At 54.3% G+C, this 26,207-nt stretch carries 16 protein-coding genes; 7 read left to right on the top strand and 9 right to left on the bottom strand.

Annotated features, from left to right (window positions below):
• Positions 1-36: 36 nt before the first annotated feature.
• Positions 37-3,435 (bottom strand): Ig-like domain-containing protein, encoded by a 3,399-nt coding sequence (locus tag ACA048_RS17335; protein ID WP_497625521.1) that lies wholly within the window; start codon positions 3,433-3,435, stop codon positions 37-39.
• A gap of 309 nt (positions 3,436-3,744) precedes the next feature.
• On the opposite strand from ACA048_RS17335, the gene ACA048_RS17330 reads away from it, so the two are divergent.
• Together ACA048_RS17330 and mqo are read left to right on the top strand one after the other, a co-directional pair.
• Positions 3,745-4,455 carry a GNAT family N-acetyltransferase gene (locus ACA048_RS17330; protein WP_497625520.1) on the top strand — a complete coding sequence of 237 codons (711 nt, stop codon included), beginning with the start codon at positions 3,745-3,747 and terminating at the stop codon, positions 4,453-4,455.
• Positions 4,456-4,772: 317 nt separating this feature from the next.
• Positions 4,773-6,419 (top strand): malate dehydrogenase (quinone), encoded by a 1,647-nt coding sequence (gene mqo / locus ACA048_RS17325; protein ID WP_497625519.1) that lies wholly within the window; start codon positions 4,773-4,775, stop codon positions 6,417-6,419.
• A gap of 181 nt (positions 6,420-6,600) precedes the next feature.
• Here mqo and ACA048_RS17320 read toward each other — a convergent pair whose 3' ends face one another.
• The 3 genes from ACA048_RS17320 to ACA048_RS17310 all read right to left on the bottom strand — a co-directional run bounded on the left by ACA048_RS17320 (position 6,601) and on the right by ACA048_RS17310 (position 8,100).
• Positions 6,601-6,807 carry a co-regulatory protein PtrA N-terminal domain-containing protein gene (locus ACA048_RS17320; protein ID WP_497625518.1) on the bottom strand — a complete coding sequence of 69 codons (207 nt, stop codon included), beginning with the start codon at positions 6,805-6,807 and terminating at the stop codon, positions 6,601-6,603.
• 86 nt (positions 6,808-6,893) lie between these two features.
• Entirely contained in the window at positions 6,894-7,544 is a 651-nt protein-coding gene (locus tag ACA048_RS17315) for a hypothetical protein (protein WP_497625517.1), read from the bottom strand.
• Positions 7,545-7,821: 277 nt separating this feature from the next.
• Complete coding sequence (locus ACA048_RS17310) at positions 7,822-8,100, bottom strand: DUF2790 domain-containing protein (protein WP_497625516.1); 279 nt, start codon at positions 8,098-8,100, stop codon at positions 7,822-7,824.
• A 428-nt stretch (positions 8,101-8,528) separates the two neighbouring features.
• Here ACA048_RS17310 and ACA048_RS17305 point away from each other — a divergent pair, with 428 nt between their 5' ends.
• Positions 8,529-8,924, top strand: coding sequence for a hypothetical protein (locus ACA048_RS17305; protein ID WP_497625515.1), 396 nt, complete (start codon positions 8,529-8,531; stop codon positions 8,922-8,924).
• A 365-nt stretch (positions 8,925-9,289) separates the two neighbouring features.
• Here ACA048_RS17305 and ACA048_RS17300 read toward each other — a convergent pair whose 3' ends face one another.
• Positions 9,290-10,726, bottom strand: coding sequence for an IS1182 family transposase (locus ACA048_RS17300; RefSeq protein WP_497625514.1), 1,437 nt, complete (start codon positions 10,724-10,726; stop codon positions 9,290-9,292).
• Between the two features lie 661 nt (positions 10,727-11,387).
• Between ACA048_RS17300 and ACA048_RS17295 the strand changes: the two genes are divergently transcribed.
• The 3 genes from ACA048_RS17295 (at position 11,388) to ACA048_RS17285 (ending at position 17,508) form a co-directional block, all read left to right on the top strand.
• Entirely contained in the window at positions 11,388-13,280 is a 1,893-nt protein-coding gene (locus tag ACA048_RS17295) for an LTA synthase family protein (RefSeq protein ID WP_497625513.1), read from the top strand.
• Positions 13,281-14,132: 852 nt separating this feature from the next.
• Positions 14,133-16,142 carry a putative bifunctional diguanylate cyclase/phosphodiesterase gene (locus ACA048_RS17290; protein ID WP_497625512.1) on the top strand — a complete coding sequence of 670 codons (2,010 nt, stop codon included), beginning with the start codon at positions 14,133-14,135 and terminating at the stop codon, positions 16,140-16,142.
• A gap of 433 nt (positions 16,143-16,575) precedes the next feature.
• Positions 16,576-17,508: a GGDEF domain-containing protein gene (locus ACA048_RS17285; RefSeq protein ID WP_497625511.1), complete on the top strand. Its 933-nt coding sequence runs from the start codon at positions 16,576-16,578 to the stop codon at positions 17,506-17,508.
• 272 nt (positions 17,509-17,780) lie between these two features.
• Here the strand turns inward: ACA048_RS17285 and ACA048_RS17280 are convergent, their stop codons facing one another.
• The 3 genes from ACA048_RS17280 to ACA048_RS17270 form a co-directional block, all read right to left on the bottom strand.
• On the bottom strand, positions 17,781-19,217 hold the full coding sequence (locus tag ACA048_RS17280; protein ID WP_497625510.1) for an IS1182 family transposase: 1,437 nt from the start codon (positions 19,215-19,217) through the stop codon (positions 17,781-17,783).
• Positions 19,218-19,549: 332 nt separating this feature from the next.
• The gene (locus tag ACA048_RS17275) at positions 19,550-20,167 is read right to left on the bottom strand and encodes a dTMP kinase (protein WP_497625509.1); all 618 of its coding nucleotides are present in this window, start codon (positions 20,165-20,167) and stop codon (positions 19,550-19,552) included.
• Between the two features lie 299 nt (positions 20,168-20,466).
• Complete coding sequence (locus ACA048_RS17270; RefSeq protein ID WP_497625508.1) at positions 20,467-21,789, bottom strand: DUF1329 domain-containing protein; 1,323 nt, start codon at positions 21,787-21,789, stop codon at positions 20,467-20,469.
• An 849-nt stretch (positions 21,790-22,638) separates the two neighbouring features.
• Between ACA048_RS17270 and ACA048_RS17265 the strand changes: the two genes are divergently transcribed.
• A complete protein-coding gene (locus tag ACA048_RS17265) occupies positions 22,639-23,307 on the top strand; it encodes a flavodoxin family protein (protein WP_497625507.1) in 669 nt (222 codons plus the stop codon).
• Between the two features lie 209 nt (positions 23,308-23,516).
• On the opposite strand, the gene ACA048_RS17260 is transcribed toward ACA048_RS17265, so the two are convergent.
• On the bottom strand, positions 23,517-26,084 hold the full coding sequence (locus ACA048_RS17260) for an arylsulfatase (protein WP_497625506.1): 2,568 nt from the start codon (positions 26,082-26,084) through the stop codon (positions 23,517-23,519).
• Between the last annotated feature and the right edge of the window lie 123 nt (positions 26,085-26,207).

Genomic DNA, 26,207 nt, shown 5'->3' with positions numbered 1-26,207 from the left:
AACTCCCTCGCCACAGGGGCGCCTATCGATGCCGCTTTAACGCACGCTGATCGGCACCGTTATCGTCTTGCCAAGCGCAGACGTGACAGTGATGGTCGCGTTTGGCGCCGGTCCGGCACCGGAGGTCGCCACCAACACTCGCCACTTCGCACCCGTACCGACTTGCGTGAGCGTGGCCTTGCCCAGATTAAGCGGCCCGGCGGTAGTGGACGCGGTCACCGTCACGCTGTTGCCGGTAAAACGCGTGGTGGTCCCGGAAATATCCCAGGTGTAGCGATTGCCGGTACGAACGGTGACGAAAGCGCTGGTGACCGCCAGAGTCTCGTTGGCCGCTGCAGCGGTGACATTGACGGACACTGTCGCCGGGTCCGACTTCGCGTCCTTGGCATCGCTGGCGCGATAGGTGAAGGTCGCGGTGAACGGTGCGGGGACGATGGCCGGTGGGGTGAAGATCACCCGCAAACCGTCGGTGCTGACCGTACCCTTACCGGAATCCGGCTGGTTCAGCTCCACCACTTTGAGCGGCAGATTATTGTCGGGGTCGGTGTCGTTGGCCAGCACGTTGATGGTCAGCGGCTGGCCGTTGCTGGCGGTGGCGCTGTCGGGGTTGGCCACGGGTTTTTTGTTGTCGCCCTCGTTATTGTCACGGTTATCGCCGGTGCGGAAGGTAGGCAGCGCCACGGAGGCGACGTAGGTCACACCGTCCCAGCCCGGCAAGGGTGTTGGCATCAATTGGAACTGGCCCGGATGCTCGACATCCCAGCGCAACAGCATCGAGTTGTCTTCATGCTGGGTGTTGTGGCAGTGCTCCATGTAAGTGCCGGCGAACTCACGGAAGCGCACCGCTACTTCAACATCCTGTGAACTGTCGATGCCTTCGCCAATGCGATAGACGTCCTTGCGTGCCCATTTTTCCCAATCCGGTGGTGCCTTGCCGTCGCGCTTGAGAACAACGCCTTCTTCGAAATGCACATGCACCGGGTGGGTCCAGCCGTTACCGCCGTTTACGATTTTCCATACTTCGAGTGTGCCGTCGCCGGAGAACCCGGCATCGGTCGGGCCATTGGCCAATTGCGGTGCGGCATCTAGCCGGCGTGGGTCCATGGGGTAACCGAAACCGCCGTCGGTCTTGATGGTCCAGGGTTGTTCGTCGGTGCCGTCGGAACGCCCGAAAATGAACTCGCGATGCCGCGCAGCGGCGAGTTTGGCCTGATCGTTCGGGTTATCGCGGTCGATGGTCAGCGGGATCATGATCTTACCGGCGGGCTTGCCGGGTTTGGCCGGCTCATAGGCGACCGGGTCCATGCTCACATCCTGACCGGCGTAAGGCTGCACCAAAAACTGCAGAAACTTGCCCACCGCCGGATCGCCGTTTTCCCATTTCAGGCCATTAGTGGTTACTTTGAGCGTCGCTTTGTATTTTTCGGACAGCACGTCGGCCAGCGACAGTGCTATTTTCTCCGGGCCTTTACCGGTCTGGTGATCCATCAGGTTGACGAAGAACAGTTTGTCGCCGGTGCTGATGCCGTATTTCGCAAAGTTGACAATGATGTCATAGCGTTCCGCGATGCCTTGGACCGGCAGAATGGCGTTGTGATCCTGAAAGTCACCGTCGCCGTCAAGGTCCATGCTGCCGTCGAAGGGCAGGCTGTGCGCCATGATGTTGCCATCGTTGGCGATCAGATGAAACGGCACGCGATTGTAGGAAACCCCTGAGCCTGCCGGGCCCGGAAACTCGCCGCCGTTGCCGCTGATCTGCCGTACCAACGCCAGTCTGAAGTAGCGTGACACCGAGCCGTTGAGGATGCGGAAGCGATAGCTGCGTGCCCGCACTTTCAGCACCGGTTGGTACTGCCAGTTGACCAGTACCTGATCCCCGAGAAAGCCGTCGGTGTTGAACGGGTTGAACCACAACTGGCCGTTGGCGTCCCAGGCCTTGTCGGCGATCATCAGGTTCACATCGTAGTCGCGGTTGCCCCACGGCATTGCCGAACCGCTGGGGAGGCGCAAGTTGACGCCGTCCTCGATGGCCTCGTTACCGCGATCCAGCGCGCTGTAATAATTCATCATCACCGCGTTGCCCTTGTAGACGTTCTGCGCGGTGAAATCGAGCATGTGGTCGTGGAACCAGTGCGTACTCATGGTTTCGCGCCAGTCGCCACGGATTTTGATGCTGCCGTTGTCGCAGGTTTTCAGCCCGGGACTGGCGTCGTTGACGTACAGCGTTTCGCCGGGTGCGCAAGGGAATGCCGCGCGTGGATCCTGCGCCGAGGTGTTGATGGTGTCGTAACCGGCCAGCTGGATCGGCCAGCGATAGTCGTAGTACTGCCCCGGAAAGAAAAATGCATTGGAGTACCCGTCGCTTTCCGCCGGGGAGTGCCCGTTGTGTTCGTGGGTAGTGAGGGTATGCAAGCCGAAACCGGCATTGGCCGCCGGGTCGATCGGCAGGGCGTTGTAGTGGCGCATCAGCACCGGTTGGCCATACCGCACCATGAGCAATTTTGACGGAAAGGTGCCGTCGAAGGTCCACACAGACTTGTAATTTTGCACCGGCATTTTCGGGTGAAAACGCGCGTCGATGCCCTTGGTGGTGCCAACGGTTGCCGGAATATCCGAGGTTTGGTAGTAGAGCCCGCCGGGGGCAAATTCCCCCTTGGCATAGTTGTGCAATTGCTTGCGGTCACGCAGGCCCAGGTTGGTCCGTGCGCCGGCTTGCGCGGTTTTGAATGCGACCTGCGGGTAGAACTCGTTCCAGCGTTGATGCGACCAGCCTTTTCCCGGTGGACGGCCTTCGGCGGGCGAGCCGACCGGATGGCGGTTGAGGAAGGCTTCGATCTGCGACTTCCACGGGTTGCGGTCCAGCACATTGGAGTACTGCGACGGGAACGGATACAGCCCCGGCTGGCGCATAAACGCATCCAGCGCGGCACTCGACGGGACGCTGCGGGCGATGCTGTTCGGGTCCTGCTGGGGCGCCGGGCCGGCGAGCGGCACGGGGAACGTCAGCGGCGGTTGCGGCAGGCTCGGGTCGAGTTTTTCCGTGCCAAATTCTTCGAACAGCAGCAGTTGCTGGGTGAACGGTTGAGCGCCAAACAGGGGGCTGGGCTTGCCATTCGTGGGGAAGTTGAACGACGTTTGCACCGCAGGTGGCAACACGTTTTCGGTGCGGGTCGTGTCCTTGTTGCCATACATCCCGTTAGGCAGGGCATATGCACCCTGGTTCGCCTCTGGCATGGTCTTCAGTGCTTCCAGCGCAGCGGCAGGATCAGCCTGCTGGTTGATGTACGCTGAGGGGTCGGTGGGTGGTGGTTGTCCGACATCATCGATGGGGGCAGCGTTCAGGGTGGTCACGCTGAACGTGATCATCACCACCGAAGTAATGCCCTGCGCCATGGAAAAGCCGGATGACTTGTTCGCAGGGACTGAGCTTTTCATGATAGTTCTCATTGAGGGCATGCCACGGTGATGGCACTCGCCCTTTGGCCGAAGCAAAAGCTGAGCCATGAGCACAATCAGACCAAAGTCTTAGTAAAACTTATTAAAACAAACTCCTGTGACAAACAAATGGGTTATCCCGGCATTGGGGAAAAGTGCGTAAAACTGGGGGGAATTCCTCATTGTCGGGGAATGAAGTTATCTATTCGCGACAACCCCTGTAGCCGCTGGCAGAAGCAGCGCGGCGATCAATCTGTGACAATACCCTGGCCGATGCCCTGTAAGCCTTATCCCGGAGTCAGAATTTCAATGCCCCAACTCACCCACTTCGCAGCCCCGTGCCCGGAGCACATCAACAGCCAGATCCTGCAACTGGTCGTCGATAACCTGACCGACATCAGCATGGTCGGCATCGTACCGAGCAATCCGCTGTATAACGTGTACCAATACACGGTCGGCTTCGAAGTGCACCTTTACCTGGAAGCGCTCAACGGGGCCAAAGGGATTGCAGTCGAGTTGATTGTCGCCACCGACGAAGAAGATCCGTTAAAGGTCATCGGCTTCCTGCTGTACTTGCCGATCAAAGACGATCCCCACGCGTGCGGCTTGGCCTACATGGCGGTCGACGCGGGCCATCGTCGTAAAGGTGTTGCGCGCGCCATGCTGCAAGACATGATCAACCGCTACCCGCACGCCGAGTTGACCTGCGCCGTGGCCAAAGTGCCGTGGTTCGAGTCGATGGGTTTTCAGGTGCTGGGCGTGCGTGGCACGCAAGTGCTGATGAACACTCGAGACCACAGCAGTGACGGTTTGATGGGGCTGCTGGATGTGGCCTCGATCTACAGTTCGCTTGAAGTTCGGCAGATCCATCACTACTTGCTGCAAAAACACGGCCAGCGCGCAATGATCGATGCCGAGAAGCAACGCGACCGGCATCTGGACCAGATGACCCGCAACGCCAAGGTGTTTGTGCTGAATCGTTTGGGCCAGAACGCGGCGAACGAGCCTCGTCTGGACTAGACTCACAAGTCCTTTCGGGAGCGCACGGTCGCCGAGCCGTGATATTCTGCGCGCCAACTTGGTTTGACCTGTTCAGTTGGCCCGTCCCGCAGACGTGCCGACAGGATCAATGTCGCTCAAGCAGCTGAAGCCAATAATGATAAAAAGTCAGTTCAGTAGGGACATATAACTGAGGTCGACGCAGTCGGTCGGCCTTGTGTGCCCACCTTCCAATCAACATGTACGAACACCCACGACATCCTTGCCTGAATGCCGTGAACCAAGGGTTTTGTCGTGAAGATGGAAGGGCGGATGGCGTTTTTTCATAGGTGCTACACATGTTTAAAAAAATGAACACGGCCCTGCTGGGGCTGGCTTTGTCGATAGGGATCACGTCCGTACAGGCGCAAGAGGCAAAGAAAGTCGATGTGCTGCTGATTGGCGGCGGCATCATGAGCGCAACATTGGGTGTCTGGCTCAATGAGCTGGAACCTGGTACGTCGATGGAAATGATCGAACGTCTCGACGGCGTCGCTCAGGAAAGCTCCAACGGCTGGAACAACGCCGGTACCGGCCACTCCGCCCTGGCCGAATTGAACTACACCCCGGAAGACGACAAGGGCAACGTCCAGATCCCGAAAGCCGTTGAAATCAACGAAGCGTTTCAGATCTCTCGTCAGTTCTGGGCCTGGCAAGTTCAGCAAGGCGTGCTGAAGAACCCGCGTTCGTTCATCAATTCCACACCGCACATGAGCTTTGTGTGGGGCGATGACAACATCAAGTTCCTGAAGAAACGTTACGCAGCCCTGCAAGCGAGCCCGCTGTTCGCCGGCATGCAGTACTCCGAAGACCCGGAAGTCATCAAGAAGTGGGTTCCGCTGATGATGGAAGGGCGTGATCCGAACCAGAAAATCGCGGCCACCTGGAGCCCGATCGGCACCGACGTCAACTTCGGCGAGATCACCCGCCAGTTCGTCGCACACCTGCAAACCACGCCACACTTCGACTTGAAGTTGTCCAGCGAAGTGCAAGACATCACCAGGAACGAAGACGGCACGTGGCGCGTCAGCTACACAAACCTCAAAGACGGCAGCAAAGCTGAAACCGACGCCAAGTTCGTGTTCATCGGCGCGGGCGGCGGTGCACTGCACCTGCTTCAGAAGTCCGGCATTCCTGAAGCCCAGGAATACGCAGGCTTCCCGGTCGGCGGCTCGTTCCTCGTGACCGAAAACCCGACCATCGCCGAACAACACCTGGCCAAGGCCTACGGCAAAGCTTCCGTTGGCGCACCGCCGATGTCGGTTCCGCACCTGGACACCCGTGTTCTGGACGGCAAGCGCGTCATCCTGTTTGGCCCATTCGCGACCTTCAGCACCAAGTTCCTCAAAGAAGGCTCGTACCTGGACCTGCTGACCACCACCACCACGCACAACGTGTGGCCAATGACCAAGGTCGGCATCAAGGAATACCCGTTGGTCGAGTACCTTGCAGGCCAGCTGATGCTGTCTGACGAAGACCGCATGAACGCCCTGAAAGAATACTTCCCGAACGCCAAAGCCGAAGACTGGCGCCTGTGGCAAGCTGGCCAACGGGTGCAGATCATCAAGCGCGATGAAGCCGCCGGTGGTGTGCTGAAGCTGGGTACCGAGATCGTTTCTTCTGCTGACGGCTCGATTGCCGGCCTGCTGGGCGCCTCGCCAGGCGCATCGACCGCTGCACCGATCATGCTGACCGTGCTGCAGAAAGTGTTCAAAGACAAAGTGGCTTCGCCAGCCTGGCAGGAAAAACTGCACCAGATCGTGCCGAGCTATGGCACTCAGCTGAATGGCAATCCTGAGAAGGTGGCCGAGGAGTGGGCTTACACCGCCAAGGTGCTGGAGCTGACTCCGCCGCCAGCGATGGGTCAGGTGGTGGCTCCGGCTGCTGCTCCGGCTGATGCGGGTAAGGCACCGAAGGCTAATGCTGCGACTGATATGGCTCTGTAACTAGAGAGCTAAACAAAAGCCCACTGAACCGGGGACGGTCAGTGGGCTTTTTTGTGGGGTTCAACACGGTGGATTTTGTGTAGGCGGGATCTCGGTTAAACCGGCGCTAGCAGCACCTTGGGTGCTGCATTCGAGGCTTCAGACCACGCATTTCGGTCAGCCTGGGGGCGCGCTACACAGATCAGCTGCTGGCGTGATCGGCCGCCTTGGCTTTGCTTTGAGCTACAGCGGCTTCAGCCTTCTGTTTCTGTGCAACCTGGTAGGCTTCCATCGAGACTTTCCGGGCCGCCTCCATGCGTGTGAAGGTCCGATCGCCGCCACCTGTGGCCATGGCCAGAGAAGAAGCGGTCAGAGCGGCGACTACAAAGAGAGCTTTCATGGATTTCATTTGGGTATCCTCAAGTAAAACTTTGTGAACTGCTCACAGCGGGTTTTATTTGCTAAAGCTGAACTTCCTTGTTCAACGTGGCCTCATCATCCAGCCAGGGCGGTGTTTCTTACTGCCCAGGTGCCTTGCTCCATGCGCCCTTCAGCGTCTCTGCTTTTTGCCCAGGCAGTGAGCAGTACCATCATCCCGAATCCACCGACGATGAGAACCGGATAGGCTGCCAGCAACTCCACTAGCGAGTACTTCCAGGCCAGCGGACGACCCACACCCAGCATGGCGGCATAGAACCACGACACGCCAGAGAGCGCACCCGAGAACAGCGCCAGCATGCGCAGGCTCAAGGAGAGTTTGAGTAACGAACCGGCTTTTTTCAGAGCCGGCAATACAGCGCTATGCAACAGGAAGCCGTTGAAGGTCAACAGCACAACTATCCCGATTTTGGCTTGCAATTTTGGATTGAGGAAATATTCCATCCCCTTGCCGGCATAATCTATCCCGACAATACCAATGCCCGTAATCCAAAGAGCTACAAGTGCAAGTACGACGGTTTTTTGAAGACTTTCCATGTGCGCGTCATCGTGGTGACCTGACGCATCTCCCTTCAGGAGTTGCTTGATCATCGCAATGTCACTGGTCAAAACCAGCCCGATTGCCACACAGCAGGCGATAAAATGAAAATATACAATGCCCAAACGCAAATATTCCACGGTGGACGAAGAAAACATACTAAGTTCCATGGTTACCTCTTGGTTATAACGGTGGATCAACTTGGCTCTCAGCACGGGATAATTGTATTTTGCCGTTTCTGATTGCAGTTAAGATCCAGCAATTACTATTAATTAATCTTGCGGCATTACGCTGCCAAGATAATAGCGATTTTCGCGAATGAACTTTCAATCATTCGATCATGTCAATTTTCTGGTAACAAAAAATATCATCCGCACTTTGTGCATATGAGGTTTAACTACCACTTCTGGGGGGCAGGCGAGGCCCAGAACTCTATCGGCGAGCGGATCAGGCAATGCTGGTGGGGTCGGCGGGGCTTCCACCCCATTCGAGGAAACGGATCTTGTGAACTTCGCCCTCGCTGTCTTCGTAGACCAGCGTCACCGGTACCACGCCGGTCTTATCGGATGTATCGGTGCGCTGCAGTACCCGTTTCACATCGATGTCCATCCCGTAGTGGTATTCGATGGCTGAGACATGCGCGCCGGGTTCTTGCAGGCTGTTCTGGTCGAAGACACTTGGTGCGAGACTGGAAATCACGGCACTAACAATTGTGGCCATGCTCATAAGGCTGTACCTCTACTGAAGTTCGCTTGACGGGGACCTAATGTGACACGTGATGAAAGCGAAGTTCACTTCTCCGCGACGAACGCGCCTGCTTGAAAAGCCTGTAGTGGCTGCAAACTCCCGGCAATTTCCCGCGCTTGACGCCCCTCGACCATTCGTCCTTTAAACCCCGTATTAGTTGGAAAAACGCCTTTCTCTGCCTGTCGCGAAGGGCAGGAGACGACAGATTTCTCCCTGTTGCATCGACCGGTTGAATCCACAACCTAAACCAGCCATTCAGATACTTCTATGGCATCACGGGTATCACAATAAAAACAAACGCTTTCCATGAGCGTCAACCGTTCGGCACCTGCATCAGGCTGTCAAACAGTATTGTCTAAGCTTTGATTTGCCGAATATTTTTTCGGCAAATACAAGGAAGGTGTGGCATGACGTTATCAAAGCTCAGTACGTTCATCTTGTTGTTCTGTCTGGCAGGTTGCACCACAAGCAGCGCTTATCAACCACCACCAGTGCCTGCATCCGCGGTAACGCTAAATGATGAGCAAATTCACGGCACGTTGATGGGTAAGAAGCTGTACGGAATCACCCGGGAAGGCAGTCATCCGTATTCGATCAGCTTTTCTCCTGATGGAACAGACGTGTTCGAAATGGCGCCTAACCCGTCCGAAAAAGAACGCTGGACCCTCAATGAGGGTGTTGTTTGCGTTATACCGAAAGACTATCCAACGGAATGCAGCCAGGTGAAGATGGCTAATAATGAGTACTGGTTTGTTGATCCCAAAAGCGGGAAAGTCAATGCGCATTTGAAGCTCAGCCCGTGACCTGAGGTGGGTACCGTGGCGGCGAATTTCAGTTACGTTGATGGTCCAGCAATGCCAGGGACCCGATGTTGCACCGCCCCGGTTTCGCTCAAATTTCGGATCGATACTCGAGTTGTCCTCGATTTCCTAGATGTATTCGACTGGTTGATTTGGACCGATTGATGCTTATCACGAAGGGCCGTAACCGACCCGGGCGGTGTGAAAACGCGCTAAACACCTAGAAAACTGAGAGTCGCGAAGGTTGCCTATGGAATCAGCGGGCGGAAGCGCGAATTAGCTTAGTCAGTGACATAGACGTTCGTAATGCCCTTTGGGCCGCGGCAGCGGCCCAATCGGCTTCTAACTGGCGGGCCAAGCGGCTGGGCTCACGCCCTGATCGCCTCAAGCAGTCCTGCGATGCCGAAGATGCTCATCATTTGTTTGAGGTTGTAGGCGAGCACATGAAGGCTCACCTCAGTGCTCACCCTCGGCAGGGTTTTGGTCAGGAAGTGGGTACTTCCCATCCAGAACTTGAGCGTTCCAAAAGGATGTTCAACGGTCTGTCGACGAACCCTCATCATCGCTGGATCATGTTCTAGCCGAACTTGCATCGCATCGACTACAGCCTCATGTTCCCAGCGTTTCACACGGCGCTCCTTACCCGTCGTACATTGCTTTTGCATTGAGCAGGACTGGCAGCCAGAGAAGTAGTAACAATGCAATAACATGCCGTCTTCCATCGACGAATGCCGCCTGGTTAGTAACTGCCCCGCAGGGCATCGATACTCGTCCGACGCCGCAAGATAGATGAAGTCCTGCTTACCAAATCGGCCTTCGGCTTTGCTGCCAGATGTGAGGGGTTTGGGTACGAAGGTAGTGATGCCGGCTTGCTCGCAAGCAAGGATTTCCAGACCTTTGTAATAGCCTCGGTCGGCCACCACCGTTAGCGATTCAGCCTTGATTTCTTCACGCGCCTGGTTCGCCATATTGCTCAGTTGCCCACGATCATTACCAACGTTGGTCACCTCATGGGCAACGATCAGATGGTGTTTGTCGTCGACCGCTGTTTGTACGTTGTAGCCAACCGTTCTGGTGCCTCGGCCGCTCGTAGCCATTGAGCGTGCATCTGGGTCTGTGAGGGAGATTTGTTGGTCTGGACTTTCGTGGAGCTGCGCCTCGATGTCCTTGAGTTTCTGCATCTGCTTTTTCAGTGTTTCTATCTTTTCTTTAAGCCGCTCTGCTTTGGCCTCGGCCACCTCGGGCGTTGCCCGATCCGCCGAATCCATCGCCGCCAGATATCGATCAATGCTCTGCTCGATCTGCTGCATGCGTGCCTTCACCTTGCCCTGAGTGAAGTTGCGGTCGCGATTATTGACGGCTTTGAATTTGCTGCCGTCGATGGCAATGATCGATTGGGAGAAGAGATTGAGGTTGCGACAAAGAACTACGAACTGGCGGCATACGCTGCGAATGGCTTTGCCGTTGTCTTTGCGAAAGTCGGCAATGGTTTTGAAGTCCGGAGCCAAACGCCCCGTTAGCCACATCAACTCGACGTTGCGCTCGGCCTCACGTTCAAGTCGGCGGCTGGACTGAATCCGATTGAGATAGCCGTAGATATAGATCTTCAGCAACACCGCTGGGTGATAGGCCGGACGACCCGTTGCGGCAGGATCGACGCCCTCAAAACCAAGTGCGCCCAGGTCGAGTTCATCGACGAAAACGTCGACCACACGGACTGGATTTTCTTGGGTCACGTAATCGTCCAGGCACTCCGGCAGCAAGGTGACTTGCGTCCGAGCCTCACCTTCAATAAATCGCTTCATGATCGCCCCCGCTACGATCTCGACGATCAGAAGATTAGACAATTGCGGGAGTTTTCACACAGCCTGGGTCGTTTTCAGCCGGTCGCCACAGGCAGAAAACGGCCAAAAGCAGTCAGTCACCAGGGGCAGCTCTCGGTCAGCGAACAGCAAAACCTTCTCCACCAACCAGGTTGCCACACATTGCCGGGCTTTTTACTTGACAGCCCTATGACCGTAGAGCAATTGGTAAAAAAAACCTGACTGCAACCGCTATTGACGAGGCAACAGCCTCTGCTTGATGCGCTTCAACGCCACCGATTTATATCGGCCGAGACTGCGTACAAACGTTTTTGAGTAGATCTCTCGGCCTAAGCCTGAATAAAAAACTCGCCGTGGGGCAAACTTCAGGCCTGCTGACCGCTATTGCAAACAGGTTTCATTGCTGACCGTAATCAATCAAAGTGATGCCCTGCCTTTCATGGGGCTCGTTCACGACATGCCCCTCGGGCCATTCGCTAGCCCTCAGACTCACTGCTATCATCGAGACATCATCCCTACAATCTCAGGCTTTTTTATGCATCAAGGACGATCGAGTCTCCACTCAAATTGGGGTTCTGCCGGTGGCAGGTTCGCTGCCTCTCGCTTCAAAGGTTGCACCTACTCCAAGAACTCAGGGGCCACTATGTGGAAAAGAAACTACTTACTGAACATCGCTCTCCTTCTTGCTGTTTCTCTTTTTCTTGTCCCGAAAATTATCTTGATCAACTTCTTCTCCAACAGATGGATTGACACCGGGACATCCAGTATTTTTCTGTACTTTTTGCAAGACCTGATTCTTGTAGCTGCGACATACCTGATAGCAGTAACCACGATAAGAAAAAATAAGTTCAATTTTTACTTGTTGGCCATCGCCTCAGGAGCGCTGCTTTTATTCCTGCTACTTGATATGCGCGTACGCGAGCTATGGCTAAAGCCGTTAGACTGGCAACTCATAAGCTATAGCCTTAAACACTCAAGTGATTTGGTCTCAGGGCTAGACATATTCCTCAGCCAATCCTCTGGCTTCGGATTTACGTTTAGATTCATCATGTTCATTCTTTTCCTGGCTTACTTGGCTGTTTGGCTTCTCGTTGGGATGACTACCTACATGGCCAATAAAAATCGACAGTCAAGCAAAACAGAAAAGCGCAACTACAAGGTCGCATTTGCAATGCTTTTATGTGCTCTATTTTCAGGATCCGTTTACACAAGAGACGCACGCTACGATTTGAGTAAAAATATTATCGTAAACCCACTGGTCACTGCATTTAGAAGCACCACGTCACTGAATGCTGCTCTCAATAAAAACCTACCCGAATTCGAACAACCTGCTTACCCTTTATCAGCAATCAACGGTATTCAAAAGCTTAATACCCAGCCCACTCCAGAATTCAAGAACCTGGTGTACATTGTCATGGAATCGGTGCGCTGGAATAGCATCTTCGGCGCCGATGTAAAAACTGCTGAACAATACCCAACCTTTGTGCGGCTTTCCCAAGAGGGCATGCTCTTTAAATCGTATGTATCCATTCCTCATTCCTCCAAAGGCTACCATGCCATTCTCACCGGGTTGCACGCCTATCCAGATGTCGAAATCAAAGAAGCGATGCACCTGTACCAACCCAGCATAATCCATGAATTAAAAAAGAAAAAAAACATGGAGGCCATTGCCTTCAGCTCATTGTTTTTACAATTTGAAAACATGGATGGCTTTTTAAAGTCAATCGGTGTATCGAAGGCCTATGCAGTTTCCGACATCATTCCAGATAAAACTCAAACACAAACACAAAAAAGCAGTAGCTTTGGAGAAAGCGACGAACATCTTTTCTTTTCAAGCATTCCATACTTAGAGAACATCAACAAACAAGGTAAGGGGTTCATAGCGCTGTACTTCCCAAGCGCTGCACATTACCCCTATGACTGCTCCAGCGAATCAGCTTCACAGGCCGAAATAAAAAAATACGAAGCCTGCATCATGAAAACTGACACCCTGATAGGTGAAATGCTACAGAAATTCGACACGTCGGGCATCCTCGACTCAACGCTATTCGTACTTGTGGGCGATCATGGCGAATCGTTTGGTGAGCATGGGCTATTCATTCACAACTCCTCCATGCACGAAGAGGAGGTTACGGTGCCTTTGATTTTCTGGGCAAATGGCAAGGTGCTCCACAAGAACACATCAACAACGAGTCATCAGACTGACATCGCACCAACAGTTGCTGATTTTTTTGGCGTGACCGAATCCCCCCTCAATGTACAAGGCGTTAGTTTATTGAGGGAACACGGGAAGCGCGTGTATTTTATGTCTACTTTCTTTGACCAACTGTCATCAGCATTAGTCGATCCCCCCTATAAATACATATACGAATACAGCGCAGACACTATTACAAAATACAATATCGAAAATGATCCAAAGGAGATTCAACCGCGGCCTGTCCTTGGTATTGAATTCAACACCGTTAAAAACAGATTGCTCTCTTACAATCTTTACCAAAAAACCCTTTTTGCAAAAGAACCTGAGCAACCTGAATGACGTTAAAACCTGCCAGATAGCGCCAGGCCAAAAACCAAAAAGCCCGCAATTAAGCGGGTTTGGGGTTTGGGGAGCAATGGAACAGAAAAACCAACGTAAGCCGAATTAGAGTTTGTTTTGCTCGTCAGCGACTGCGAATTAACGAACTTTGATTCACGTGTTGCTTAATGGTTCTGATTCAATTGGCCGCGTTGTCGACTACTGACCTCGCCACAGGCATCTAAGGGTCGGTTGCCGTCCTTCACGACAGGCAAAAAACGGCCAAATGCGGACATCGGGACAGGCAAAGAGGTCATTAAAATAGGTAAAAACTCAATAATGAATCAGGTTGAGGCTTTGGAAAGACGCTCACAATGTTTCTAGCTGGATCTGAGCTTGAGGACCGTCGGCGGCAGGGAATATGTACTTTTCAGGGGTTTTTTCTTCCTCGGAAAATTTTTCCATCAGTAAATGACTACACGTCAGTTACGAAAAAAATGCAGGATTACTACCCAAAAAATAATTCTATAAAAACCGCAGCTCAAATATCAAAGGAAGCAATTTAAATAAATTTGGCTTGCCAAGGTGATATTAAACGTCGCATCAAGTGTGTTTCTCCGTTGGTCGCCAGTAGCTGCGCCTTAAGTCTAATTGAATTCATGGCGTAGATTAGAGGGGTATGGAGAGAGAATAATTAATTTAAATATAAATTGTTCAAAATAATGAGCCTTATCAGTTGGTTGTATTAGGTGTAATGAATGCTATACAAAAATTATCGAACATTTCAAAGTTAATTTAATTTTTCATCTAAGCTTAAGTTTTGGTGGATATTGCCAAAAGAATGGACGCATTCACGTCTACATGAGGTAGCGCATGAGCAATTTACCGCCAGCAAGTTCGCAGGATCCAGAAGCCCTTGCGCAAGTGAGTGCCACGCCTCATTTCCTGCGTTGGAGTAAATCAATTCCCAGTAGGTGGGCGCGCCATGGTCTGGTCGTCGTATTGCTGGCTATCAGCGGCTTTGCGGTATGGTCGTCCATAGTCACTGGCCGCCTGGGGCAGGACGCGATCGCCTCAAGCATTCTGTCTGACCACTATTCAGCAGCGGCATTTGCAGTGATAGCCGCCGAGTCTTTGGAGCATAAGTATCGGCTGGACCCCAGCCCTAAAATACTTCGTGATTTCAAAAGCGCCGTAGCGCAACTGAGCACGGCGCTCGAGCGTATTCACCACTCCGGATCGCCTGCCGATCGTTTGCTTGTCGAGGATGTTCGTACTTCACTGGTTTCTTATCTGGAGAGCATCTACAAGATGTTCGACGCCGTAGAGCGTAGAGATTCCACGCTGGCGCGCCGAATTGATGAAGAGGAGGCCGATCCGCTATTCGAAAAGATTGAAAATGCCGTCCTGCAAACAGCGGCCGCTCACCATCAGGAGTCGATCGCGGCGCTGGAGAAGCTGCGCACACGGGAGTCGTTTAACTCCAATACCACTCCCATCGTTTTTTTGGCCGGGCTGCTTCTCGCCGGCTTGTTCGCCCAGGTGCTACGGGGCACGCGTATCGAACTCGACAGTCAGCGCAAGGATGCCCTGCACGCGTCGTTGCATGACAAACTTACCGGGCTGGCCAATCGAACACTGCTGGCCGACCGTTTCGAACAGGCGCTACGCCTAGGCCGTCGCCTGGGAACTACAACAGGCCTGTTGCTGATTGACCTTGATCGGTTCAAGGAAGTCAACGATACCCTGGGGCATCACTACGGGGACCGCATGCTTGTCCAGATGGGCAAGCGCCTGCTCAGTGAAGCACGGGAAATCGACACAGTCGCCCGGCTGGGAGGTGATGAATTTGCGATTCTGCTCCCCTCCGTTGAAGGCCTGGATGGGGCTTTGAAAGCAGCGCGGCGGTTGCGTGCGGCGATTACCGCATCATTCGAAATCGATGGGGTCGAATTGGATGTCGAGGCCAGCTTTGGGGTAGTGGTTTCCGGGCTGCACGGTGACGATCCTTCAACGCTCTTGCTGCGCGCCGACATCGCCATGTATGCAGCCAAGAAGCAGGGCAAGGGCATACTCGCCTACGATCCGGGAGCGGATCGGCGCTCTCCGGCACGACTGGCAATGCTCGGCGAACTACGGCGAGGTCTGGAGCGCGGCGAATTGTTCCTGGAGTATCAGCCTAAGGTCAGCCTGAGCACAGGAAACGTCACCGGAGTCGAAGCGTTGGTGCGCTGGCAGCATCCCGTACGAGGCTTGGTGAGTCCAGATGAGTTCATTCCGTTTGCCGAACTGACGGGAATCATCGGCTCCTTGACGCGATACGTGCTGAACCTCGCGCTGTCTCAAGTGCGAGACTGGGCTGACATCGGGATATGCATACCGGTTGCCGTGAACATTTCTGCACGCAACCTGCTGGACGACAAGTTGGTGTTTCAGATCGTCGACCTACTTGAACACTATAATTTGACCCCGAACATGCTCATGCTCGAAGTCACTGAGTCCGCGATCATGCTCGATTCCTATGCAGCTCGAACCATCTTGAGGCAGTTACATTCCATGGGTATCCATATCGCCATCGATGATTTCGGCGTCGGCTATACGAGTCTGGCTCAGTTGAAGGATTTGCCCATCAGCGAGCTCAAGATCGACAAATCCTTTGTACTGGCCATGCAGAGCGACCAGGCGAACGAACTCATAGTACGAAGCATCGTCGATCTGGGTCATAACCTTTGCATGGAGGTCATCGCCGAAGGTGTAGAAACAGCCGACGTGCTCAATGCGCTGGGTGACTACAACTGCGATATGGCTCAGGGTTTTCACGTCTGCCGACCGGTAAGCGCGGAAGCGTTCATACAATGGTATGGACAGCGAGAGTGCAATTAGTTGATCAACCTTTACCGGATGGGTAGGTTGGAAGAGTTACATTCACTGGTTGCATTTGGCCGATTTCTGTCTGTCGCGATGGGCTCAAAACGACCCATTATACCTGCCGGCGGCAAAAGGCAGAAAACGGCCAGAAGGTGCCTGTCATCAGGCGGTCGCGCAAGAAGTGACCGGTTAAGCCCTTAATACGGCTGGCGTCATTGTGGCCCAATGCAGTGTCATTTCTGATGCGATTCAGCGCAGCTAAGGCCATTTCAGCGGAGCTTTTGACTGAAATCAATCCCGACCATTATCGAATAGTATAGAAAAACAGACGTTGTATTTTTTTCCAGCGGCTACACTTGTAAATCAAATAATTAAATGAATTTTGATATCTAGATGTTATTCCCCTTGAAAACAGCGTCCTCCCTTTTATCCTGCTAGCGGACTCTACATGAAGATTGAAATTCTTAAGCAAGCGGTTATGGACTCACGAGACGGCATTACCATCTCCGACAATTGCATCGACGACAATCCGTTGATTTTTGTAAATCCTGCTTTTGAGCGCATGACTGGCTACTCATTCGAAGAAATTACTAACATCAACTGTCGATACCTACAAGGAAGCGATCGAAAACAGCCTGAGCTGGAAGTTGTTCACAATGCGGTTAAAAAAGGTGAGTACTGCCTTGTAATCTTGCGGAACTACCGCAAGGATGGAACTATGTTTTGGAACGAGTTAAGCATATCGCCAATTTTTGATGAGAATGGAACTGTAACCAACTTTATTGGAATCCAAAAGGATGTAACACCTAGAGTGATAATACAGCAACAACTTCGCGACGAGCATCAGTCGCTCGAGGAAATGAAAACACACTTCGAGCAACTATCCATAAAAGATGGACTCACAGGCATTTACAATCGTCGCTTTTTTGATACGCAATTCGAAATTCAATGTAAAATTGCATGCCGCAATGGCGATTCATTGACCCTTGCCATGATTGATGTCGATCACTTCAAATCATATAATGATATTTATGGACATCAAGCTGGCGATGAAGCGTTAATACGTGTCGCAGATAGTTTGAATAAGTCCTTCCAGCGAGGCTCTGATTTTGCAGCCAGGTATGGCGGCGAAGAATTTGTAATTCTGTCCAACGGCATGGCGAAAGACCAGGCAGCTTTGTATGTCAAGTCGCTATGCCAACGCGTGCGAGATTTGAGAATACCGCACTCCGCTTCCAGCACAGGCTACTTGACCATTAGCATCGGTTTTTCAGTTCACACATTTGGTCCCCTGCACCCGTCTAACTTACTGCTGGTGCAAGCGGATAAAGCTCTCTATTTAGCTAAAGAACGGGGGAGAGATCAATCTTTTAGTCTTTAGGTTCTGTATGAAAATCTGGAGAAAATGGCGTTTGTATCACCATCATGTCGCCCCCTAATGGCCAATTGTCGCCTGTCGCGACTGGCTGCAATGGGTCCAGGCTGTGTGAAAACGCGCTAAACACCTAGAAAACTGAGAGTCGCGAAGTTTGCCTATGGAATCAGCGGGCGGAAGCGCGAATTAGCTTAGTCAGTGACATAGACGTTCGTAATGCCCTTTGGGCCGCGGCAGCGGCCCAATCGGCTTCTAACTGGCGGGCCAAGCGGCTGGGCTCACGCCCTGATCGCCTCAAGCAGTCCTGCGATGCCGAAGATGCTCATCATTTGTTTGAGGTTGTAGGCGAGCACATGAAGGCTCATCTCAGTGCTCACCCTCGGCAGGGTTTTGGTCAGGAAGTGGGTACTTCCCATCCAGAACTTGAGCGTTCCAAAAGGATGTTCAACGGTCTGTCGACGAACCCTCATCATCGCTGGATCATGTTCTAGCCGAACTTGCATCGCATCGACTACAGCCTCATGTTCCCAGCGTTTCACACGGCGCTCCTTACCCGTCGTACATTGCTTTTGCATTGAGCAGGACTGGCAGCCCGAGAAGTAGTAACAATGCAATAACATGCCGTCTTCCATCGACGAATGCCGCCTGGTTAGTAACTGCCCCGCAGGGCATCGATACTCGTCCGACGCCGCAAGATAGATGAAGTCCTGCTTACCAAATCGGCCTTCGGCTTTGCTGCCAGATGTGAGGGGTTTGGGTACGAAGGTAGTGATGCCAGCTTGCTCGCAAGCAAGGATTTCCAGACCTTTGTAATAGCCTCGGTCGGCCACCACCGTTAGCGATTCAGCCTTGATTTCTTCACGCGCCTGGTTCGCCATATTGCTCAGTTGCCCACGATCATTACCAACGTTGGTCACCTCATGGGCAACGATCAGATGGTGTTTGTCGTCGACCGCTGTTTGTACGTTGTAGCCAACCGTTCCGGTGCCTCGGCCGCTCGTAGCCATTGAGCGTGCATCTGGGTCTGTGAGGGAGATCTGTTGGTCTGGACTTTCGTGGAGCTGCGCCTCGATGTCCTTGAGTTTCTGCATCTGCTTTTTCAGTGTTGCTATCTTTTCTTTAAGCCGCTCTGCTTTGGCCTCGGCCACCTCGGGCGTTGCCCGATCCGCCGAATCCATCGCCGCCAGATAGCGATCAATGCTCTGCTCGATCTGCTGCATGCGTGCCTTCACCTTGCCCTGAGTGAAGTTGCGGTCGCGATTATTGACGGCTTTGAATTTGCTGCCGTCGATGGCGATGATCGATTGGGAGAAGAGATTGAGGTTGCGACAAAGAACTACGAACTGGCGGCATACGCTGCGAATGGCTTTGCCGTTGTCTTTGCGAAAGTCGGCAATGGTTTTGAAGTCCGGAGCCAAACGCCCCGTTAGCCACATCAACTCGACGTTGCGCGCGGCCTCACGTTCAAGTCGGCGGCTGGACTGAATCCGATTGAGATAGCCGTAGATATAGATCTTCAGCAACACCGCTGGGTGATAGGCCGGACGACCCGTTGCGGCAGGATCGACGCCCTCAAAACCAAGTGCGCCCAGGTCGAGTTCATCGACGAAAACGTCGACCACACGGACTGGATTTTCTTGGGTCACGTAATCGTCCAGGCACTCCGGCAGCAAGGTGACTTGCGTCCGAGCCTCACCTTCAATAAATCGCTTCATGATCGTCCCCGCTACGATCTCGACGATCAGAAGATTAGACAATTGCGGGAGTTTTCACACAGCCTGGACCCAAAGCGGTCGGTAAGCCGAGCCATGGTAAGCGAGCGAGGTACTGCACATAACGGCGTTTATGTTAAGTCGTGGATTGCTCTATGGTTGCGCATAGGTCCTGTCCGTTTCCCTATCGGTCTGCTTTCCTCTTGGCATCCAGCAATCGATGCTCGAACCGTCTGATCATGTAAGACCCACCCCCCAATCACCCCTTCGATCCTGCTAACGATCCATATCTACGGCTATCTCAACCGCATCAAGGCCGGCGCAGCGAACTTCGCCTACGGGGCATCGAGGACTCTATAGATCTCAGAAATCACCTGCATCGTTGCGTCTTCGATCGTTCCTTCATTACGGCATAAAACCCAGCCGTGATCTGCAATCGCTTGCTCGAACGTCTCGGTACAAGCGACATGTTCTTCCAGCTTATGGATCACAGTACTGCTCAGCCCACGCCGTCGTGCCGCTGCCCTTGCCCATGAAATATCAGGGGCGGTGACAACCCCGACATGCAGGTCTGGCACTCGCACGTTTCGATCAATGTTCAACTGTAGAATCTCTGCAAACGGGACTATCCGGCGAAACGCGGCATCAGACGGGTACCAGCGATCGATCAAGATGATGCTGCCTGGTGGCTGTTTAGCCAGCACGTGCTGGGAAATCCAAGTACGGCTATCAGCAAAGCGCTCACAAACCCCCAACTCCAAATCCCGGGTGGGATTTCTGACGAGCTTGTTAACGAGGGCCATTGTTTCACCTCTATAGGGATCGCTTTTTTTCTCGCAAAGTCGGATCACCTTTTTGTTGTCTGCCCTCAGTACTTTAGTAACGGCCTCCAACAGTGTGGTTTTGCCGGTTCCCTTGGGCCCATCTAGAGAAATAAACAGCGGACGATTCATTCTTCAAATAACGATTGATATACGGTTTTTTTTGCCCGGTTCGTTCGCTGGAATTTCTTGGCGCGACTACGCGAATCGAGTGGAGGGACCTTATGAACAGACATTGATGAACACTCTAACCTGGTTTCTGGCTAATCCGACATGCTCGGCCCCCCACTCAGGGCAAAAATCTGGAGCCGCAGCGAGGCCTGCGGCCGAAATTTTACTTGTCACGACTGACCGGAAATGGCCGTTTTCTGGATTCAACCGTGTCTCGTCCTGAGGCTAAGGCTCATTGTCTGTGCGGTATCACCCCGGACCTAGCGAATGCCGGCACCCGCCATGGACTCTGGCACCCACTGCGCCGTCGATAGCGGCTCGGTATACTGAATGCCGCCATGAGGGCCTACCACGCCATTGATGTTGTAGGTGCCGCGCGACAGGTCGTACGTCATGAAAGGGGTGGCATCCGGGACCTGCTGGTCATAGCTCTGGCTGAGGAACGCGAAGGAGCCACGGTACAGCTGGCCACTCGTGTCGTACTGATCGGAGGCCAGAGCGGCCCAGGTGTCTTCGTCCAGGTAAAAGCGGCGTTTCTGGTAGATGTGCTTTGCACCGGGCTTGAGGTTGCCCTCGACGACGTAGACGCGGTGTTTTTCCCAGCGTACGAAGTCCGGGGAAATGAAGTTGGGGGTGGTCAGCGACTTGGCATCCCGGGCATAGGTCAGTTTGTAGGTGTTATATGGCACGATCATTTCTTGCTTGCCCACCAGCGTCCAGTCGTACAGTTCGAGTGCACGGGCGGTACCGGGGTTCGGAGTGTCGTAGGCCAGGATCGAAATCTGTTTGACCCGGCGCTGGGCCGGCATGTACTGCCAGGCACGGCCAGGACGCTGCAGCGGGTTGGTGGCGTTCTTGAGCATGATCGACTCGCCGGCTCGCCGCGCAGGTCCGGTATAGGACAGTTTCATCTGATAGTAGATGTCGGAGTTGTTGAAGGGCTTCGACAGGTTTTCGTAAATCGGAAAGGAGATGTGTGCCTCGCCGGTGATAGCCAGGCTCGGCACTCCTGCCGAGTCGACGTTCCAGGAGTCGTACTTGGAATGGATGTTGACGCCCTGGTAACGCAGCAGGAAATTCCACATGGCCTCGGCGCCCGATTGCGGGATGGGGAACGGTACCCCCGGCATTACGTTGTCGATGGCTAACCCGCCTTCGAGGGACCGGGCGGCAGTGGCATTGCGTCGGCTATTGTTCAGTACCGCTTGCGGCAGCGATGCGGTGCGGTGGGTCGGATACACGTCGATGCGGTAGTCGGGGTGGCGCCTGGCCAACTCGACGGTGGTGGCAGTCAGCATGCCTTTGTACTGGTCAACGTTCTTGCCATTGATCACCAGCAGTGGTTTTTCGTTCGCATAGGGATCAGGGCGCATGCTGTCACCGGCCTTGAAGCTGGCCGGGGCAGTGGTCAGGCCACCGTTATAAGGCGGAATGGTGCCATCGGCATTACCGGCCTTTTCAGCGCCTACCAGCGTCAGGCTGGTGCCCAGTTGGGCGGCTTCCTGACTCGATACATAGGCCTGTACATCGATGGTCAGGGCCATGAGGAGTGGAGCAGCCAGAAAACTTTTCACGAATTTCATATTGTTGTTCTCCTGCTTGGCGTACCAAGCAACTCGTGACGCAGGCGCAGCCGTCGCGTTCGCCTTGTGGGCGACCAGACTGGCTCAATCGCCAGATGCTTTTTTATGGCTCCCATTAAAAAGCCCCCGAATCGGGGGCGCATGTCATTTGACGACATTCGCTTGGCTTTTCATGACAGACCCAAAATATTCCGCGGGCATGGCGGCTGTGATTGGTTCAGTCAGGGCCGGCAGTGCCTTGTCGGTCACGACCGGCAGTTATGGCACAGCACCCACCTGCACAAATCTTCTAAACGCCCTTTTCCAAAGCGCGGTAATTTAGTCGTTCGCACCGTTCAAAGCTGAACCATTACCTCTGGAGCCTTGCGTGGATAAACGCAACAGGGAAGGGCAAAGGATTATTTCTCCCACCTCGGCGTCCGTTTTTGGCCGATTACTGTCTGTCGCCACCGTCAGCTTTGGGGCGTATAGCGGCCAAACACCGTGACTGACTCACCCCTGTCCTCCTCTGACGTGGGGGACAAGCCGTGAACGCTAATGCTGGAACAGCCATCAGCCTTGGATAAGGGAAAGCCTGTTGGGCACAAAGCCCCGCTCCGAGTCAGAGGAAGCCTGGGTGCATCAAGCCCATTTGCGCAGTGAAACAAGAATCTACTGCTACGCTCAAATCTTCACGCAGAAGTCGAGATGCCAATCTCAGGCCGGCGTCCTTTCTGCTTTCAATATCAATGGAAACAACTAGCCCTCCAGGCCTTGGCGGTCGCTCCTTGAGTGGCTGAAATAGTACAAGGGAGAAGGAGGCCAGCGTTGTGGTTGAATGACCTGCGGCGCGAGCCAGGAGCAATCTATATGAGTCTTGCAGGAAAGTCGGTCCTGTTTGTTTACTACACATACAGCCAGCAGACGCGGCTGGTGGTCGAGGTCATGGCAAATGCTCTGCGCGAACGAGGCTGCGAGGTGCGCCTGGCCAGGATAGAGTTCACGGACCCCCGGTACGCGGACCGGTTCTCCAGCTTTCCTCTGCGCCATGTATACCGCGATATTTTCGGCATGATCCTCCCGCAGCTACGGGGTGTGACCGGTCAGATCGTTATCCCGGATGAGGCTCGCGACAGCCACTTCGACCTGGTCTGCATCGCATCCCCGACTTGGTGGCTGCACCCCTGCATGCCGATTCGTTCGTTTCTCGAGTCCGACGTCGCCGGGACACTGCTTGCCGGAAAGCCCTTTGCCGCCGTTGCAGTGGCCCACCGCTATTGGCGTGATGACTTGAAAATCCTGAAACGGCTCGGCGTCAAACGAGGCGGCAAATACGTGGATGGCAGCCACTTCACTGCTGGCGGTGGCCCAGTCGATTCGATGCTGGCGCTGCTTGGCTTTCTCTCGACGGGTGTCACCAAAGATCGCTACCTGGGAATAAAGATTCCGCCAGCAACTCTGCCGCCCAGCTATGTCGGGCAGGCACAGGCGTTCGCGAACGGTCTGGCAGATCGGCTCACCGAGGCGAGCAATGTATGATCACCCCCGAATGCTAGAAGACGATGGCGACGCATTTGGTTGTCTGTGAAACTTTCTGCAGCTGTGGGATTTGCGTGAACATATCCATTCAGGCGTTTCTGCTGTTTGCCGTCCCTGACCGTTTGTCATTCACTGGCCTGTGTGGATGACCGCGCAGGCCAGTGAAATCAGAGGCTGGATCTTGGCAACGATCCAGCGCTCTCCCGAGTTTATTTGTCGCTTGCCACCTTCGCTTCAGCTTCCTGCAGCCTCTTCTCGTCCGCTGGTGACAGCTTCGGCCGGTCGATCACAATATTCAGCTTGTTGATCTTGCCGGTGAATGCAAACGGGATCTGGTAGTCCTGATCATTCACGGGTGTACCGGAGGCCGCGCCGATGTTGAACACAGTGTCCAGAGGTTTGGTGAGCGGAAGGGAGTGCTCCAGCCGCTCGGTGGACACAGGTTTGCCATCCACCTTCAACGTCCCAGTCCCGCCAGCACCGATTCCGCTCACGTTGTTGTAGGCCAAGGTGCCGGCACCGAGTCCGTCATATTTGAAGTCGAATACGATCGTGTGCTTGCCCGGTGTCAGTGCAGGCCCCTGCCATTTGGTGCGCTTGAGGCCGAGCAGGTTATAGGTGAACGTTGGTGCTCCTTTCACCATGTAGAGCGCGTAGCCCCAAAACCGCCCACCTTCGTTCATGATCATGCCTTCGGTACCTGCCTTGGGTACGTCAACCTCGGCGGTGATGGTGTAGGAGCTGTTGAGCAGGTTCGGCATGTTGCCAGCCGGGATATCGGTGATGGTCGCGCCCGAATAGTTGAAGACCGTCCTGCCCGCCGCGAGGCTGGGGCGTGGTGTTATGAACCGCGTTGCCGCCGAGGCATCCAGTGGCAGTACTTGATATTTGGCAAACTCGCCGAACATCAAATCCTTCATTTGCTCAACCTTCGCTGGTTGCTGTGCGGCGACGTCGGTGTATTGTGTCCAGTCTTTACTGAGGTCGTAGAGCTCGAATTTGAACGCTGTCGCGGGATCAGTGATTGCTGCGCCGGTCAGGTTCCACGGTGCGCGAAGTGGCACCGCGCTCAACATCCAGCCATCGTTGTACAGACCTTGAGTACCCAGCATCTCGAAATACTGGGTGGTGTGATGCGACTTGGCATCGCGCCCACCGGCGTTGGCGTCGAACGTGTAGGCCATGCTCACACCTTCAAGCGGCTTCTGTGCGATGCCGTCAACCTGGACCGGTGCGGTAATACCGGCAGCTTCCAGTAGCGTTGGCATAATGTCGATGACGTGGTGGAACTGCCAGCGGATACCGCCAACGTCCTTGATATGACCGGGCCATGAAATCGCCGCGCCGTTCTTGGTGCCGCCGAAGTAGGAGGCGATCTGCTTGGTCCACTTGTACGGCGTGTCGAAAGTCCAGGCCCAACCAATGGAGTAATGCGGATAAGTCTGGTTGCTGCCCCAGGCATCGTACATAGGCATTTGCTCGGCCGCAGTCAGATTGATTCCATTGAATGGAAGAAGCTCGTTCCAGGTACCCATTGGCGAGCCTTCAGCCGAAGCACCATTGTCGCCGCTGATGTAAACGATGATCGTGTTGTCGAGCTTGCCCAGGTCTTCCACGGCCTGGACCACGCGACCGATCTCGTTGTCGGTGTAGGCCAGATAGGCTGCGTAGACATCTGCCTCCTTGATGAGCAATTTCTTTTCTTCAGGCGTGTATTGGTCCCACGCCTTGAGCAAGTCCTTCGGCCAGGGTGTCAGCTGGGCATCCGCCGGGATCACCCCCAGCTTTTTCTGGTTGGCAAATATCTGCTCCCGCACGGCCTCGTAGCCCTTGTCAAAGAGGTGCATGGCGCTGATTTTCTCAATCCACTCCGGCGTCGGATGGTGCGGCGAGTGCGTGCCCCCCGGCGCGTAATAGATCATGAATGGAATCGACGGGTCGACGTCGTTGATCTGACTCATCCAGTTGATGGCTTCGTCCGCCATGGCAGTAATGAGATTCCATCCGGGCTTCCCGTCGAAGGGGGTGATCGGCGTGGTATTACGGGTGAGCATCGGTTCCCACTGAGAGCTATCACCGGCGTTGAACCCGTAAAAGTAATCGAACCCCATGCCGGTCGGCCATTGGTTGAACGGTCCGGCCTGGCTGGTCTCGAAAGCGGGTGTGTTGTGGTTCTTGCCGTACCACGAAGTGCGGTAGCCGTTCTCTTGAAGGACTTTGCCTATGGTGGCGCTTTCGGGCCCCATGATGCTGTCGTAGCCTGGAAAGCCGGTTGCAATTTCAGAGATTACACCGAAGCCAACAGAGTGGTGGTTGCGCCCGGTGAGCAACGCCGCTCGCGTCGGGGAGCACAGCGAGGTCGTATGGAAGTTCGTATAGCGAAGGCCATTCTGGGCAATGCGGTCCATGGTCGGCGTCGGGATGACGCCACCGAAGGTCGATGGCGCGCCGAAGCCGACATCATCGGTCATGATGACCAGGATATTCGGCGCACCCTTGGGGGGCACCACGCGGGCCGGCCACGCTGCCTTCGACTGCATGGCATTGAGGTTGATCTGGCCCTGGAACGGAGGAGGTGGCGGCGGCAGGTAGCGGCCATCAATCGTGGTGGTCGCATCGGGCGAACCCGGCTCACCGGTGGTTTGCTCGGCCAAGGCCGGTGTTGTCAGTATGGCTGACAACATACAAGCCAGGATCCCCAACACGAGAGATCCTGATTTCGATGGTCTTGATGCGAAATTCACAGCAAGTGCTAATACCGATGCCGAACGCTTCATTGAAATTCTCCTGAATTCCCGAAATTCCCCTCGCCCCTCGTGGAGCGTAGTCAAGGTCAATAAAGCTGCGTCCACAATCAGCCTGAGGCCGACAAATGGCAGCTTTCAAGCGGGTTGTCGCGT

Source organism: Pseudomonas sp. LBUM1659 (genome assembly GCF_059716045.1).
Note: the sequence above shows the minus strand (reverse complement) of the source record. Positions and strands in the feature narration are given on the sequence as shown.

Excerpts from the sequence above, each read along its gene's own strand:
- ACA048_RS17295 (WP_497625513.1), top strand. The coding sequence starts at position 11,388 with ATGTGGAAAAGAAACTACTTACTGAACATCGCTCTCCTTCTTGCTGTT.
- ACA048_RS17260 (WP_497625506.1), bottom strand. The coding sequence starts at position 26,084 with ATGAAGCGTTCGGCATCGGTATTAGCACTTGCTGTGAATTTCGCATCA.
- ACA048_RS17270 (WP_497625508.1), bottom strand. The coding sequence starts at position 21,789 with ATGAAATTCGTGAAAAGTTTTCTGGCTGCTCCACTCCTCATGGCCCTG.
- ACA048_RS17330 (WP_497625520.1), top strand. The coding sequence starts at position 3,745 with ATGCCCCAACTCACCCACTTCGCAGCCCCGTGCCCGGAGCACATCAAC.
- ACA048_RS17275 (WP_497625509.1), bottom strand. The coding sequence starts at position 20,167 with ATGAATCGTCCGCTGTTTATTTCTCTAGATGGGCCCAAGGGAACCGGC.
- ACA048_RS17305 (WP_497625515.1), top strand. The coding sequence starts at position 8,529 with ATGACGTTATCAAAGCTCAGTACGTTCATCTTGTTGTTCTGTCTGGCA.
- ACA048_RS17290 (WP_497625512.1), top strand. The coding sequence starts at position 14,133 with ATGAGCAATTTACCGCCAGCAAGTTCGCAGGATCCAGAAGCCCTTGCG.
- ACA048_RS17320 (WP_497625518.1), bottom strand. The coding sequence starts at position 6,807 with ATGAAATCCATGAAAGCTCTCTTTGTAGTCGCCGCTCTGACCGCTTCT.
- ACA048_RS17310 (WP_497625516.1), bottom strand. The coding sequence starts at position 8,100 with ATGAGCATGGCCACAATTGTTAGTGCCGTGATTTCCAGTCTCGCACCA.
- ACA048_RS17335 (WP_497625521.1), bottom strand. The coding sequence starts at position 3,435 with ATGAAAAGCTCAGTCCCTGCGAACAAGTCATCCGGCTTTTCCATGGCG.
- ACA048_RS17285 (WP_497625511.1), top strand. The coding sequence starts at position 16,576 with ATGAAGATTGAAATTCTTAAGCAAGCGGTTATGGACTCACGAGACGGC.
- mqo (WP_497625519.1), top strand. The coding sequence starts at position 4,773 with ATGTTTAAAAAAATGAACACGGCCCTGCTGGGGCTGGCTTTGTCGATA.
- ACA048_RS17300 (WP_497625514.1), bottom strand. The coding sequence starts at position 10,726 with ATGAAGCGATTTATTGAAGGTGAGGCTCGGACGCAAGTCACCTTGCTG.
- ACA048_RS17280 (WP_497625510.1), bottom strand. The coding sequence starts at position 19,217 with ATGAAGCGATTTATTGAAGGTGAGGCTCGGACGCAAGTCACCTTGCTG.
- ACA048_RS17265 (WP_497625507.1), top strand. The coding sequence starts at position 22,639 with ATGAGTCTTGCAGGAAAGTCGGTCCTGTTTGTTTACTACACATACAGC.
- ACA048_RS17315 (WP_497625517.1), bottom strand. The coding sequence starts at position 7,544 with ATGGAACTTAGTATGTTTTCTTCGTCCACCGTGGAATATTTGCGTTTG.